At 65.5% G+C, this 13,832-nt stretch carries 10 protein-coding genes; 8 read left to right on the forward strand and 2 right to left on the reverse strand.

The genetic code is table 11. The annotated features are described in order from the left end of the window. Window positions 1-11: 11 nt before the first annotated feature. Window positions 12-2,225: a PAS domain S-box protein gene (locus NO877_RS00245; protein WP_256394288.1), complete on the forward strand. Its 2,214-nt coding sequence runs from the start codon at window positions 12-14 to the stop codon at window positions 2,223-2,225. A gap of 38 nt (window positions 2,226-2,263) precedes the next feature. After that, entirely contained in the window at window positions 2,264-2,890 is a 627-nt protein-coding gene (locus NO877_RS00250; RefSeq protein WP_256394289.1) for an IMPACT family protein, read from the forward strand. A gap of 52 nt (window positions 2,891-2,942) precedes the next feature. On the opposite strand, the gene upp is transcribed toward NO877_RS00250, so the two are convergent. Beyond that, a complete protein-coding gene (upp, locus tag NO877_RS00255) occupies window positions 2,943-3,623 on the reverse strand; it encodes a uracil phosphoribosyltransferase (RefSeq protein WP_256394290.1) in 681 nt (226 codons plus the stop codon). A 79-nt stretch (window positions 3,624-3,702) separates the two neighbouring features. Between upp and NO877_RS00260 the strand changes: the two genes are divergently transcribed. The 6 genes from NO877_RS00260 (at window position 3,703) to NO877_RS00285 (ending at window position 11,591) form a co-directional block, all read left to right on the forward strand. Beyond that, window positions 3,703-4,683 carry a succinylglutamate desuccinylase/aspartoacylase family protein gene (locus NO877_RS00260; protein ID WP_256394291.1) on the forward strand — a complete coding sequence of 327 codons (981 nt, stop codon included), beginning with the start codon at window positions 3,703-3,705 and terminating at the stop codon, window positions 4,681-4,683. 25 nt (window positions 4,684-4,708) lie between these two features. Further along, window positions 4,709-5,638, forward strand: coding sequence for an NAD-dependent epimerase/dehydratase family protein (locus tag NO877_RS00265; protein WP_256394292.1), 930 nt, complete (start codon window positions 4,709-4,711; stop codon window positions 5,636-5,638). Between the two features lie 95 nt (window positions 5,639-5,733). Beyond that, complete coding sequence (locus NO877_RS00270) at window positions 5,734-6,831, forward strand: lysylphosphatidylglycerol synthase transmembrane domain-containing protein (protein ID WP_256394293.1); 1,098 nt, start codon at window positions 5,734-5,736, stop codon at window positions 6,829-6,831. 243 nt (window positions 6,832-7,074) lie between these two features. Beyond that, window positions 7,075-8,226: an alpha-1 4-glucan-protein synthase gene (locus NO877_RS00275; protein ID WP_256394294.1), complete on the forward strand. Its 1,152-nt coding sequence runs from the start codon at window positions 7,075-7,077 to the stop codon at window positions 8,224-8,226. 48 nt (window positions 8,227-8,274) lie between these two features. Continuing rightward, window positions 8,275-9,411, forward strand: coding sequence for an extracellular solute-binding protein (locus NO877_RS00280; protein WP_256394295.1), 1,137 nt, complete (start codon window positions 8,275-8,277; stop codon window positions 9,409-9,411). A gap of 8 nt (window positions 9,412-9,419) precedes the next feature. Further along, complete coding sequence (locus NO877_RS00285; RefSeq protein WP_256394296.1) at window positions 9,420-11,591, forward strand: DUF7846 domain-containing protein; 2,172 nt, start codon at window positions 9,420-9,422, stop codon at window positions 11,589-11,591. 110 nt (window positions 11,592-11,701) lie between these two features. On the opposite strand, the gene NO877_RS00290 is transcribed toward NO877_RS00285, so the two are convergent. After that, entirely contained in the window at window positions 11,702-13,792 is a 2,091-nt protein-coding gene (locus NO877_RS00290; RefSeq protein WP_256394297.1) for a bacterio-opsin activator domain-containing protein, read from the reverse strand. Window positions 13,793-13,832: the final 40 nt, after the last annotated feature.

Below are 13,832 nucleotides of genomic sequence, written 5' to 3' on the forward strand. Positions count from 1 at the left end.
CGAGGAGGGGTATGTCGTCTGACTGGTCGGTCGAAGCTGATTATGCGCCGACGCTTGCGGTGTTTACTGCAGCCGAGAGGCCATCCGAACCCCGGACGATCGCTGAAATCTCCGCGGTGCTCGATGTCGACGAGGAGACCGTCCGGCGTCACCTCTCCGGACTCGTCGAGGCGGGGGAGCTACGGAGCAAGACGCTTGATTCGGGCCAACGTCTCTGGTGGCGGCCCGCCTCGGCGGTCGATCGATCCCTCCAGGACGAGACGACGTATCTCGACAGGATCCTCTCGTACTCCGCGGACTACGTGTTGATCGTCGACGAGACGGGGAGAGTCAAATACAACTCCCCGCCGGTCGAGACGATGCTCGGCCACCAGCCGGAGGACGTGGTCGGGATCGACAGCTTCGCCAACGTCCATCCCGACGATCGGGCTACCGCCGAGGAGTCGTTTGCCAAACTCCTGGGCGAACCGGCCGACGAGCTGACAGTCGAGTTTCGCGCGAAACACGCCGACGGCTCCTGGCGGTGGGTCGAAGTCACGGGCGTCGACAAGCGGGACGATCCGGTGATCGACGGCGCGCTGTTGAACGTTCGGGACGTCACCACTCGAAAGGAACAGGAACGGGAGCTCCGCGAGACGACCCGTCGGCTCCAGGCAGTCCTCGATACGATCGAGTCGGCCGTCTTCATGAAGGATGCCGACGGGCGCTACCTGTTGATGAACCAGACCTGCCGGGATATGTTCGGTATTCCGCCGGAAGTGCCCGTCTCTGAGCTCACCGACGAGGAGCTCTTCGACGCCGAGACCGCCGCGGCGTTCCGCGCCGACGACAGACGCGTGTTCAGCCGCGAGTCGACGGTCGCCGTCGAGGAGGAGATCCCCGTTGGCGACGATCTGCGAACACATCTTACACGCAAGACACCGATGGTCGACGACGACGGCGAGAGCTACGCACTCTGTGCGGTCGCGACCGACATTACCGAACAGAAGGCACGCGAGCGGCGACTCGCCGAACAGCGGGCGGATCTGGAGGCGCTCAACAGTCTCAACCGGGTGTTCCGTGAGATTACTGATGCCGTCCTCGAACAGTCGACACGGGAGGAGATCCAGGAGACCCTCTGTACCCAACTGGCGGCCGCCGACTCCTATGAGGCCGCCTGCCTCGGGGAGATCGACCCGACCACCGGGGAGTGTTCGATCAGCGCACAGGCTGGCTCACAGGCGGTGTTCGATACAACGGGTGTCGCGTCGCTGCTCACCGAGCCGGTCGCCCAGGGGGATGCTGGCGCGGTGTTTCGTACCGATCTGGCGGATGACATCCTTCCGTTCGAGTCGGCTTCCGGGGCCGACTCCTCGGGCGAGCAGCCTCCGGCCGCCGAGATCGAATCGTTCGCGGCCGTGCCGATCGGCCACGAGTCGACGCAGTATGGCGTACTTGGGGTTTTCACCGGCCGCGGCGACGCCTTCGGCGCTCACGAACGGGCGGTGCTTGAACAGCTCGGCGAGGTCGTCGGCCACGCGATCGCGACCAGCGAACGCCAGCGGGCGCTGCTGAGCGACGAAATCATCGAACTCTCCTTTCAGGTCGAGGCCGTCTTCGAGCGCCACGGGGTAGCACCGGTCGAGGGGCGAATCGCCTACACCCGATCGGTGCCGGTCGGCGACGGCGGCTTCCTCGTCTACGGCACTGCGAGCGGCGGGGCGATACGGGCCATCGAGGCGGTCGTCGAGTCCGAGACAGCCAGCCGCTGGGAGTCGCTGACGATCCTCGGCACCGACGACGAGCTCACCCGGTTCGAGCTGGCTGTCAGCGACCATCCCGTGCTCTCGACGGTCCGTGCCCAGGCGGGCTCGATCCACGAGGCGGTCATCGAGGACGGTAACCTCCAGCTGACGTTCCATTTCGCTCCGAACGCCGACATCCAGCAGGCGATCGACGGTGTCAAAGCCGCCTACCCGGCGGCGACACTGCTTACCCGGAGCCTGACGGTCCGTCCCGACCAACAGCTCCACCGACCGATGGAGGTACTCTCCGAACGGCTTACCGACCGGCAGCTGGCGTCCCTCGAAGCCGCCTACGGGGCCGGGTTTTTCAACTGGCCGCGGGACAGCTCCGGCGAAGCTCTCGCCGACTCCCTCGGTATATCTCCCGCCACGTATCACCAACACCTGCGGAAGGCCCAACAGACGCTCATGGAGATCGTCTTCGAGACGGACTCCGGCTGACCGACACGGCTTACTGCGGCCGTCTCCAAGCCGAGGGCGTGACAGCAACGTTCCGTACCGTCGACGGCCGCGGCGAGGCCACCCTCGACCGACAGGGCTCGGAGTTCATCGGTGTCGTGGTCCCGGTCGACACCGTCGAAGAAGCCGAGGCTGTCATCGCCGAGGAACGCGAGACCTACCCCGAGGCGACCCACCACGTCCCGGCCTACCGTGTCCCGGCGGGCGAGGCCGCCGCCGACCGCCCCGGCGAGGTAATGCTTCGGGAGTGGTGTAGCGACGACGGCGAGCCCAGCGGCTCCTCTGGCAAACCGGCACTCAACGTGCTCGTCCAACAGGACCTCCAGAACCTCGTGGCCGTCGTCACACGGTATTATGGCGGGACTAACCTCGGTGTCGGCGGCTTAGCCCGCGCCTACTCCGGGGCTGTCAAGCAGGCGGTCGACGACGCCGGAATCGTCGAACAGGAACCACACGAACGGTTCGCCGCGACTGTCGATTACGACGATTCGGGGACTGTGCGAAGTATCCTGGAGTCGACCGACACCGAGTTCGAGGCGAGCTACGACGAGCGGGCGTCGTTTGCGGTCCGCGTTCCCGTCACCGAGGCCGCCGACCTCCGCGAACGCCTGTTAAATGCGACCAGCGGGCGCGTCGACCTCGATTGAGTAGTCGGTCGCCTCCGACCGATTCGACTGATTCGGTGACCGCCTCGACTGACTAGTCGGTCGTCCGGAAGGCCCGGTCGCCCGCATCGCCCAGGCCGGGGACGATGTAGCCGTCGTCGTTGAGTCGGTCGTCGATCGCGACTGTCAGGAGGTCGACCTCGGGGAACGCCTCGTCGACCCGAATCAGACCGGCCGGGGCCGAGACCGCCGAGAGGACGAAGAGGTTTTCGTAGCTATCGGTGACATCCAGGACGTGATCGAGGACCTTGCACATCGTTGAGCCCGTCGCCAGCATGGGGTCGGCGACGATAACGGTGTCATCGGGGTTGATCTCGGGGAGCTTCACGTAGTCGATCGTGATCGGGAACTCGCCGTCGGCGTCCATCCCGGCGCTCTCGTCGCGCCCGGCGGAGATGACGCCCTGTTTGGCCCGCGGGAAGGCTTTTAAAAGTCCCTCGACGAAGGGGGTTGCGGCCCGCAGCACGTTGATGATCACGACGTTGTCGAGACCTTTGACCCGCTCGCCGGTCGTCTCGGCCAGCGGCGTTTGGATCGGGACGAACTCGGTGTCCATCGCGCCGTCGATGATCTCGTAGCCGCAGATCCGGCCGAGCCGAACGAGGCCTTTCCTGAAGCCGACCTGTTCGGTCTCGGTCGATCGGAGCGTCGACAGCGTGTCTTGGGCCAGCGCGTGTGTGATGAGATGGGCGTGATCCCGCGTTTCGATCGCCATACGGCGTACAGTGCGGTGGACCTAAATAAAAGAGTCGACCGTCCCGTAGCGATACAAGGCCACAGCCCGTGGGAGGCGTATGCACACTGCCGAGCAGGTAACGCTGGCCCGGCTCCCCTCCGGCCGTCGGGTCGAGACCACTATCCACCGGTACGGCACCGGCGATGGGCCGACCCTCTATGTACAGGCCGCCCAGCACGGCCGCGAGATCAACGGCACCGAACTCCTCCGGCGGCTCCACGATCGACTCACCGCCCCGGACGCCGCCGACCTCTCGGGGACGCTGATCGCGGTGCCGGTGGCCGATCCGCTCACCTTCGATCGCGTCTCCTACACGACGCCCGAGCCGATCGACTCGGCCGCGCCCAACATGAACCGGTGTTGGCCGGGCGACGCCGAGGGCTCGATCCACGAGCGAATGGCCGCCCGGCTCTGGGCCGAGGCGGGCGAGGCCGATGCCATCGTCGACCTCCACACCGGCAGCCCCGAGATGCTGACCCACACGGTCTACCTTCGCGGCGACGACGACTCCCGGCGACTCGCCGAAGCTTTCGGCACCGACCTCCTCTTGGCCGAAGCTGCTGGCGCGGACGCCGACGACGAGTGGGACACCCGCGATTTCGACGGCAAGCTCCGGGTCGCCGCGACCCGCGAAGGGATCCCGTCGATCACCCCTGAACTCGGCTCCAACAAGCAGCTCGGCGAGGCGGCCATCGAAACCGGCCTCGACGGCCTCCTCGGCGTCTGTCGAGGGCTCGGCCTCCTGGACGGCGCGCCCGAACCGTGGGACGGCACGCGCGCTCGAAACCATCTCGGCCGGGTGCGGGCCAGCGATTCGGGACTGTTCGTGGTCGGGGAGAGCGTCGAACTCGGGATGGCCGTCGAGTCGGGGGCGGCCTTCGGGACGGTCTACGAGCCGACGAGCTACGAGCCGCTCCAGGAGCCGACCGCCGACCGGGCGGGGATCGTCTACTCGATCGCCCGCGAAGCGACCGTTACGGCGGGCCAGACGCTCGTTGGGATCGCCGAGCGGCTTCCCGCCGCGGAGCAGAACGGTTAATTACCGGTCGGTGATTCGTCGGCGTATGGACCTTTCGGATCAGCGGATACTCGTCACCGGCGGCGCGGGCTTCGTCGGCTCGCACCTCGTTTCCCGACTGCTCGCCGACGGCGCGGCGGTCACCGTCGTCGATAACTGCTCGAACGGCTCGCGGGAGCGCGTCGCCGACGACGCGCGCTTCGTCGAAGGCGACCTCACCGACCCCGATACCCTCGACGGCGTGCTGGACGATATCGACCTCGTGTTCCACCTTGCGGCCTCGAAACTCGTCAACACCGACCGGCCCCACGCCCAGTTCGAGGCCAACACGCAGATGACGCTCACTCTCCTGGAGGCGATGGCCGACGCCGGAGTCACACGGATCGCCTACACCTCTTCTTCGACCGTCTACGGCGAGGCTCCGCGGCCCACCCCCGAGGACTACGCCCCCCTGGAGCCGATCAGCGCCTACGGTGCGGGCAAACTCGCCGACGAGGGGCTTCTCTCCGCGCGGGCCCACAGCCACGACCTCACGGTCTGGAACTTCCGGTTCGCCAACGTCGTTGGCTCGGGGTTGCGAGGGGCGGTCATCCCCGATTTTATCGAAAAGCTCGCCGACGATCCCGAGACGTTGACGATTCTGGGCAACGGGCTCCAGGAGAAATCCTATCTCCACATCGACGACTGCGTCGATGCAATGTGCCACATCGTCACTACCGCCGACGAGGCGGTCAACACCTACAACCTCGGCACCCGGACGACGACCTCGGTCGACCGGATCGCCGCCATCGTCGCCGACGAGATGGGGCTGGACCCCGACTACGAGTATACGGGTGGCGACCGCGGCTGGACCGGCGACGTGCCCAAAATGCGGCTGTCGATCGAGAAACTCTCGGCGCTCGGCTGGGAGCCGACGCTCAGCAGCGACGAGGCAGTCCGACGATCGACGCGGGAACTGATCGACGAACTCCGCTAACCCGCGTTTCCCACGATTCGACTGCTAGCAGCCCCGAAACAGCCGCCGAGCCGAGTTTTAGGTAGACTTAAAAACTTCCCGACGAACGGGAGAGTATGCTTCGCTCCGGCGGTCGGTGGACAGGCAGGCTTCGAGCCCTCCTGACGCGCCGACGGGTGGCTATCGCTGGCACGCTGGCCGTCTTCGCTGGCCTCGTTGTCGGCTTTCGAGACGTCGATCTCGCCTCCGTTCTCGCGGCTATCGGCCGTGCCGACCCGTGGCTGCTCGCTGTTGCGGTCGGCTTGTATTCCCTCTCGTGGCCGCTTCGCGGCCGCCGCTATGCTGACGTGTTGGCCTCGACCGGCCACCCGCTCGGGACCCGGTTTCTCACGCTCACAGTATTTATCAGTCAGACGGCGAACCTCGTCCTTCCGGCGCGGGCCGGGGACGCGGTGCGGGCTTACGTCCTCAACGCCCGCCGCGAGGTACCGTATCCGGCTGGCTTCGCGTCGCTGGCTATTGAGCGCGTCTTCGATCTGGCAGCGATCGCCGTCCTCGGCGGGCTCGGAACCCTCTGGCTCACGGTCGACGGTGTCGGCCCGCTCGAACTGGTCGACGAGGTCGAGGGGGCCCGGACCGCGCTGATCGCCGCCGGTGGGGTGACCGCGAGCGTCCTCGCGGTCGGCCTGTCGACGCTCGTTGTCGTTCGTTCGCGGTTTCGCCCGGGTGCGATCGGGGCGATGGTCGTCGATCGCCTGCCGCGGCTCCGCACGCCGGTGGCGGCGCTGGCCAGTTTCGGCCGCGATGTGGATGCCGTCGCCCGAAACCCGCGTGCGCTGGCGGGTATCGGGGCCGGGAGCTTCGTGATCTGGCTCCTGGATATCGGAACGGCGATCCTCGTCCTTGCGGCCCTCGACAGCGGCCTGGCGCTCGGCCCCCTGCTGGCGGTCGGCACCCTCGCGGTGAGCGTCGGCAACCTCGCCAAAGTCCTCCCGCTGTCGCAGGGCGGGATCGGCCTCTACGAGGCCGCCTTCACCGCGCTGGTGGTCGCGCTCACGCCCATCGGCGCGAGCACCGCACTCGCCGCGGCGGTCGTCGACCACGCCTTAAAAAACGGCGTCACGCTCGTCGGCGGGGCCGGAGCGATCGTCCTGCTCGGCGTCTCGCCCACCGAAGCCGCCCAGCAGGGAACCGCCGCCGAGGCTGCCCAATAGGCCGGTAGCAGCCCGGAACCCGCCGCCCAGTTCTCCGGCGGCAGCGGCCGCCCAGTACTCCGGTGGCAGCGGCCACCCAGTTCTCCGGTGGCAGCGGCCACCCAGTTCTCCGGTGGCAGCGGCCACCCAGTTCTCCGGTGGCAGCGGCCACTCAGCAGAGGATCGCCACCACGACCGCACAGCAGCACGCTGGTGAACATCGACAATATTTTAGGAATGCCTAAAAAGGTATCAGCCACCGAAATGAGTCAGGACATCTGCGTTATGGTGCCGACGATCCGGGAGTACGAGTGTATGCGGTCGTACTTCGAGAACGCCCGCAACCACGAGTTCGACCTCTCGCGGCTGCACGTCGTCCTCATCACCGAGGACTTCTGTGACACCGACGAGATGGAAGCCATGCTCGACGAGGAGGGCGTCGACGGCGAAGTCTTCGACGGAACGCGGCGAGAAGAGTGGTTCGCCGAGCATGACGTCTCGGAGTACAGCCACATCATCCCCGCCGCAAGCCACGCCGAAACGAGCTTCGGCCTGCTGTATATGTGGGCTGGCGACTACGACTACGGTTTCTTCATCGACGACGACACCCTGCCACACGACGAGGACTTCTTCGGCACCCACATGGAAAACCTCGCCTTCGAGGGCGAAATCGAATCCGTCTCCTCGGACGAGCAGTGGGTCAACGTCCTCTATCAGAACGCCGACGAGCACGACCTCTACCCCCGTGGCTACCCCTACTCGGCGATGCACGAGAGCGTCGAGACCGAGACGACGGAGATCGAGCGCAACGAGATCGTCGCCTCGCAGGGTCTGTGGACCAACGTGCCGGATCTGGATGCCGTGCGCATCCTGATGGACGGCGACTTGCAGGGCCAGGCCCAGACCCGAACCACCGAAGACGATTTCGAGGGCGACTTCGTCGCCGCGGAAGGTCAGTATCTCACGGTTTGCTCCATGAACCTCGCGTTCCGCCGCGAGGTCATTCCGGCTTTCTACCAGCTGCCGATGGACGAAAACGAGTGGGACGTCGGCCGGTTCGACGACATCTGGTCGGGCGTCTTCCTCAAACGCGCCTGCGACATCCTCGGCAAGCAGATCTACAACGGCGCGCCGCTCTGCGAACACAACAAAGCGCCCAGAAGCACCTTCGATGACCTCAACAACGAGGTGCCGGGCCTCGAACTCAACGAACACCTCTGGGAGATTATCGACGACGTCGGCGGCGACGTCTCGCCCGCCGACGACGAGCCCTACGCGGCGATCTTCGCGGCGATGGCCGCCGAACTCGAAGACGGCGACTGGTCGGACTACAACAACGGCGACTTTTTCAACTACGTCGGCGAGTTCATGGGCGACTGGCTCGACTGCCTCGACGAGATCGACGCGGCGGCCTGACGGGGGGCGAACCGACGACTATAAGTTGTTTTAGGCTAGCCTAAAAGTATGACACGACAGAACGATTCGACTCGTTCCAACCGTCGACGGTTCCTCGCGGGATCGGCGGCGATCGGTGCAGTCACACTCGCAGGGTGTACGGATCTCGTCGGTGCCCCGGACAACGAGGAGACGACGGAGTCGTCGGTCGGCCAGATCGGTTCGGGCCGTGAGGGGCGTCCCGCCCCCGGCGGCACGCCGGTCGCGGAAATGCCCGATCTGGAGGGCGAACTCCAGATATACTCGGGTCGCGGCGAGTTCCTTGTCGGCGAGCTGATCTCCTTCCTCGACGATACTTACCCCGACTTCGATCCGGTCGTCCGCTACAACAGCGGCAGCGATCTGGTCAACCAGATCCTCAACGAGGGCGAGGGGACTCCCGCCGATGTCTTTTATACCGTCGACTCCGGCGGGCTCGGTGCGCTGGCCGACGAGGGCCGCACCCGCGGCCTGTCGTCGGAGATCACGGACCCGGTTCGCGACGAGTTCTACACCGACCAGTGGGTCGGCACCTCCGGCCGCGCACGATCGATCCCGTTCAACACCAACGCTTACAGCGAATCGGAGATCCCCTCCGACGTCATGGAGTTTCCCGACTTCGAGGGTGATATGGGCTGGGCTCCTTCCTATCCCTCCTGTCAGGGGTTCGTGACTGCAATGCGCCAGATCGAAGGCGAGGAGGCCACCCGCGAGTGGCTGGAGGGCATTGTTGACGCCGGAATCGAACCCTACCCCGACGAGTTCGCGGTCTCCCAGGCGGTCGCCGACGGCGAACTCGACGCCGGGTTCGCCAACCACTACTACATACAGCGCGTCCTGGACGGCTCGCCGAACGCGCCGATCCAGACCGCCTTCACCAGCGGTGATGCGGGCTCGATCTTCGATGTCGCCGGGGCGGCGGTCATCGACGAGACCGACAGATCCGAGATGGCCGAGAACTTCATCCGCCACCTGCTGTCGGCCGAAGCCCAGGAGTACTTCGCCACCTCGACCTTCGAGTACCCCGTGATCCCCGAGGTCGATCCCGTCGGTCGGCTGCCGTCGATCGACGAACTCGATGTGCCGAATCTCCGGATCGCGGAGCTCGATCTCTCGGATGTCGATGCGACGATCGATCTGATGCGCGATGTCGGCATCCAAACCTAACTCGAACCGTGGCGTCCGACCCCCGATTTCGGCCCGACCGCCTTGCCGATCTCGACCGTGAGGTATGGCTCGCGGCCACCGTGGCCGCGCTGTCGGGGGCGGTCGTTCTCTTCATTGCGCTTGCGGTTTTTCCCTACCACTCGACGAACCACGACGAGGGCGTCTATCTCCTCCAGGCGGCGATGCTCCTGGAGGGCCAACTCGAACTGCAGGCCGGAGAACTGGCCGAGGCGTTCCGGCCGTGGTTCTTCATCGAGGACGGCGGGCGGCTCTACTCGAAGTACAGCCCGGTTCCGGCGGCGATGTACGCGGTCTCGATGGCGATCTTCGGCGAGCCACGCGTGACGCTGGCGGCCCTCGCCGCGGGGTCGACCGGGTTAGTCTACTGGCTCGGCGCAACGGCCGTCGACCGTCGGGTCGGCTTCGTCGCCGCCGCGCTCTTCGCGGCCGCGCCGATGACGCTGTTGACGTCGTCGGTGTTTCTCCCCTACGCGCCGACGACGTTCCTCAACCTCTCGTTCGCGGTCGCCTACCTCTACGGCGTCCGCACGGGCTCGACGCGGGCGGCAGCGGCCGCGGGAATCGCCATCGGCCTCGCCTTCTTCGCTCGACCCTACACCGCCGTGCTGTTCGCCGCGCCGTTTATCGGCCACGCGCTGTGGACTGTCGGCGGCTCGCTGCGTCGAGACGGGCTCCCGATGGGCCGCGGCGGCCTGCGGTTTGCTTCGCTTCCGGACCCGGTGCGGCGCAACACGCTGACCGCGCTGGGCGGGCTCGCCTTCGTCGGCCTCACGCTGGCCTACAACCTCCGGCTCACCGGCTCGCCGCTGGTGTTCCCCTATCAGGTGTTCGCCCCGCTCGATGGCCCGGGGTTCGGCTACCGTGAGATCCTGGATCACTCCGTCGATTACACCCTCCCGCTGGCCGCCGAGGCCAACAGCTACGCCCTCCGGTATCTCGGCACCCGCTGGTTTACGGGTGGGCTGCTCGGGACGGCCGCAGCCGCTGTCGGCCTGGGGGTCGCCGTCCGCCGGTGGCGGTGGTCCGGGACCCGTATCGATTCGACCACCAGCCTGCTGCTGGCGGGCCTGTTCGTCTCGGTGCCGCTGGGCAACCTCGCCTTCTGGGGCAACTACAACATGTTGGCGACGCTGAGCGACCCGACCAACGGGCTCGTGGCCCACTTCGGCCCCTTCTACTATTTCGACCTGCTCGTGCCGTTGTCGATCTTTGCGGCGATCGGCTTCGTCGCTGGCTGGCGGTGGCTCCGTGACAGCCGACTTGCAGACCGCTTCGCGGCCAGAACCACCGACGCGACGGCCCGGCGACTCGCCGTCGCCGCCCTCGTGGTGAGCGTCCTCGTGGTCGGCGGCGCGAACGCAGCACTGCTCGCCGATCCCTTCGAGGAGAACGTCGAGCCCACACAGAAGTTCGCGGCCGCCTACGAACCGATCGAAGAGGCCGACTTCGAGAACGCCCTCGTGTTCATTCCCGACCCCTACGGCCCCTGGCAGAACCACCCCTTCCAGTCGCTGCGGAACGACCCCGGACTCGACGGAGAGGTGGTCTATGCGCTCGACCGCGATCCGGCGGGTGATTTCGCGGTCCTGGATGCCTACCCGAACCGAACCTACTACCGCTACGACTACCGCGGCGAGTGGACGCCGAACCCAGAGGACTACGTCTCGCCGAAACTCGAAGCCCTCGCGGTGCGGCGCAGTCCGACGCTGGCTGGCGAGTCGACGATCGGTGTTCCCAACCGGATCAGCCGGGCGACCGTCAGGCTCGAAACCGACGACAACGCCACGAGCTACGACCTGCAGACCCCGACCGACTCGATCACCGTCGACTGGAGACTCACTCCCAACGAAACCCGCCTCGATGCCGTGAGCACCGGCGACCGATCGGTGGCGGTCAACGGGACGGCGATCGCAGTCGATGACGCCGACGAGGTCCGACTGTTGATCACGCTGGTCGACCCCGAGGGGTCGTCGTTTACTTACCGCCAGGAGGCGGCCGTCCGCTCGGACGGCCGCGAGGTCGAAGCCGTCTGGCCGCCCGAGCGGTCGGTCTGTCGGCTGGTGACGCTGTGTGGCAGCGAGGGAACGTATCTGCCCGACGATCCCGATGCACACCCATCGTGGGTCGGCTTCGAAACCGAGTTGGAACCCGCTGCCTGAGGCGGTCGAACGAGAGTACCTGCTGAACGCGTACCATCTCGTTTGACGACGATATCGTAGTTCGCGTAGCTACATCGGATCGATCTGATGATGGTCGACAGCTCGGCTGCTCACCGATCATCGTACACCATCGAGAACAGTTCCCGTTCAGCCGTCCGGAGATGACGGCTCACTGTTGGCTGTGCAATCCCGAGGATATCCGCCAACTCCCCGGCGTTCGTCTCCCGTGGCCATTCGAAGAACCCGGCGTAGTATGCCGTCTGTAACACCTCTCTTTGCCGCTCGGTTAGCTGGTTTTGGTACTCCGTTTCGAACTGTTCGGCGGTCTGTATCGGCTCGTTGTACTCACGGCGGGCAACCAAGTCGACCGTGCCGAGGTGCTTCTGGAGAACCGTCTCGAACGTCCGAGGGTCGGCAGTCCGTGGAATTCGGATGACGATCCGTGTCGTCTCCGGCGCCGCCGTGGCATCCTGGACCATCCCGCCACGCTGGAGCAGTTGTGACCAGACGGTCGATTCTTCGAGGACGCATTCGAACAAACACTCCTCCTCGCGGTCGGTCAACAGTCGAATCTCGGTCACCGACGACTGGTCGTCGGCCCAGGCCACCACCTCGGCCGCGGTCGCACCACTGACGGCAAAAAACATGGTCGTCGTCCCATCGGGACGCTCGATGAGGTTTTCCAGTGTGAATACACCGCCAACGTCGGTCGCCAGCGAGAACACCGACGCCGACCGGTCGTGAACCGAAAACTCGAGTTCGATCGACTGGTCGCTCACGAACGACTGTCGACGCTCGTCGGCGTTCAGCGCGTAGCCGACGATCCCGCCGAGCTCCTGGAGTACCGACACCTCCACCGAATCAAACGTGTCGGCTTCCGAGGCAAACACGGTAATGATTCCGTACAGGGTCCCCTGATAGATGACCGGAATCGAAATAGCTGCGCGGTAGCCGTGCTGAATCGCGGCTTCGCGCCACGGTTCGAACGGTGGGTCCTGGTGGAGTGCATTGTCGACTTGTGGCGTCCGTTCGTCGAGTGCACGACCCACCGTCCCGTGGGCGGTCGGCTCGTCGGTATACGGCTGCTCGAACGTTTCGAGCGACGAGCCGTCGCTCCCGACGGCGGCTTTCGGCACCACCTCGCCCGTTCCGTTACGGGCTCCGAACCACGCGAACTGGTAGGGTGAAAACGTGACGAGTCGCTCGCAGACGGTCCGATAGATCTCCGCTCGGCTCTCGGCTTCGGTCAGTCCGCTCGTTAGCTCGCGGGTGATATCGTTTAGCCGACGAAGCCGGTCCAGCGACGCCGACTGCTGGTTCAACTGTGTCTGTTTCTCTCGGACCCTCCGTTCGTGGTCGACACGTTCTCTGGCTGCCTGGGTCGCGGCGACGAGGATCGTTGCGATGTCGAACTCCGTTTCAGTGAAGGTGTCCGGTTCCGTCGCGCCAATGATGAACACTCCGTGTGAGCCAATCGGGAGCAGTATGGCGCTTCGAAGCGACGTTTCGTCGCTGTCGATCCGGTCGTATGCCGCCACGTCCGCCACGAGTTCCCCCTCCTGTCGGGAGAAGATCCGCCACGGAAACGCCCACTCCGTACTGAACAACCGGGGCCCGTTTGTCAGCGCCTCGGCTTCCGGTGTCCATTCGGTCGGGTCGAGCCGACCAGCCGCCTCGTCGTACGTTTCGACCACCGCTATCGAGTGGTCGAACAGCCCGCGGGCCGTTTCGACAGTCTGCGTATAGATCTCGCTTGGTGATTCGGCCGTTGGAAGCTCCTGGAGACAGTCACTCAGCTCGGCAAGGCTGTGTTCATACGTGTTCTCGTCGGTTGAGGCCACAATAACTGCGAATAGATGCCGCTCGCTATCGAGTTCACAGCGATCCATTACGAGCTGTCGCACTGACTCGGTTCCATCACGATGGCGTCCTGTCACCCGAAATTCGACGCGACTTCCATGTTCGACTACCGTCTCAAGCGCGTCGACGATATCGGTCCGCGGCGGAGCGTCCTTGTCGGTCGCAAACAGGCTACCGAACGGCTCGCCGACGATCTCTACCGGCGAGTAGCCGAACAGCCGCTCAACGGCGGCATTCGCGTACTGCACCGTCCCATCAGTCGACAGAACGACGATTCCAGCCGGGAGCTTGTCGAGGATCGCTTCGAACGAATATGTCGGATCCGACTGAAAGGAACCCATTGCAGAGTGTCCGGCGTCAACGGGTTTGTATTTTTATTCG

This window comes from Halohasta litorea, assembly GCF_024494645.1.
Classification (GTDB): Archaea; Halobacteriota; Halobacteria; order Halobacteriales; family Haloferacaceae; genus Halohasta; species Halohasta litorea.

Excerpts from the sequence above, each read along its gene's own strand:
- upp (WP_256394290.1), bottom strand. The coding sequence starts at position 3,623 with ATGGCGATCGAAACGCGGGATCACGCCCATCTCATCACACACGCGCTG.
- NO877_RS00290 (WP_256394297.1), bottom strand. The coding sequence starts at position 13,792 with ATGGGTTCCTTTCAGTCGGATCCGACATATTCGTTCGAAGCGATCCTC.
- NO877_RS00280 (WP_256394295.1), top strand. The coding sequence starts at position 8,275 with ATGACACGACAGAACGATTCGACTCGTTCCAACCGTCGACGGTTCCTC.
- NO877_RS00270 (WP_256394293.1), top strand. The coding sequence starts at position 5,734 with ATGCTTCGCTCCGGCGGTCGGTGGACAGGCAGGCTTCGAGCCCTCCTG.
- NO877_RS00245 (WP_256394288.1), top strand. The coding sequence starts at position 12 with ATGTCGTCTGACTGGTCGGTCGAAGCTGATTATGCGCCGACGCTTGCG.
- NO877_RS00260 (WP_256394291.1), top strand. The coding sequence starts at position 3,703 with ATGCACACTGCCGAGCAGGTAACGCTGGCCCGGCTCCCCTCCGGCCGT.
- NO877_RS00275 (WP_256394294.1), top strand. The coding sequence starts at position 7,075 with ATGAGTCAGGACATCTGCGTTATGGTGCCGACGATCCGGGAGTACGAG.
- NO877_RS00265 (WP_256394292.1), top strand. The coding sequence starts at position 4,709 with ATGGACCTTTCGGATCAGCGGATACTCGTCACCGGCGGCGCGGGCTTC.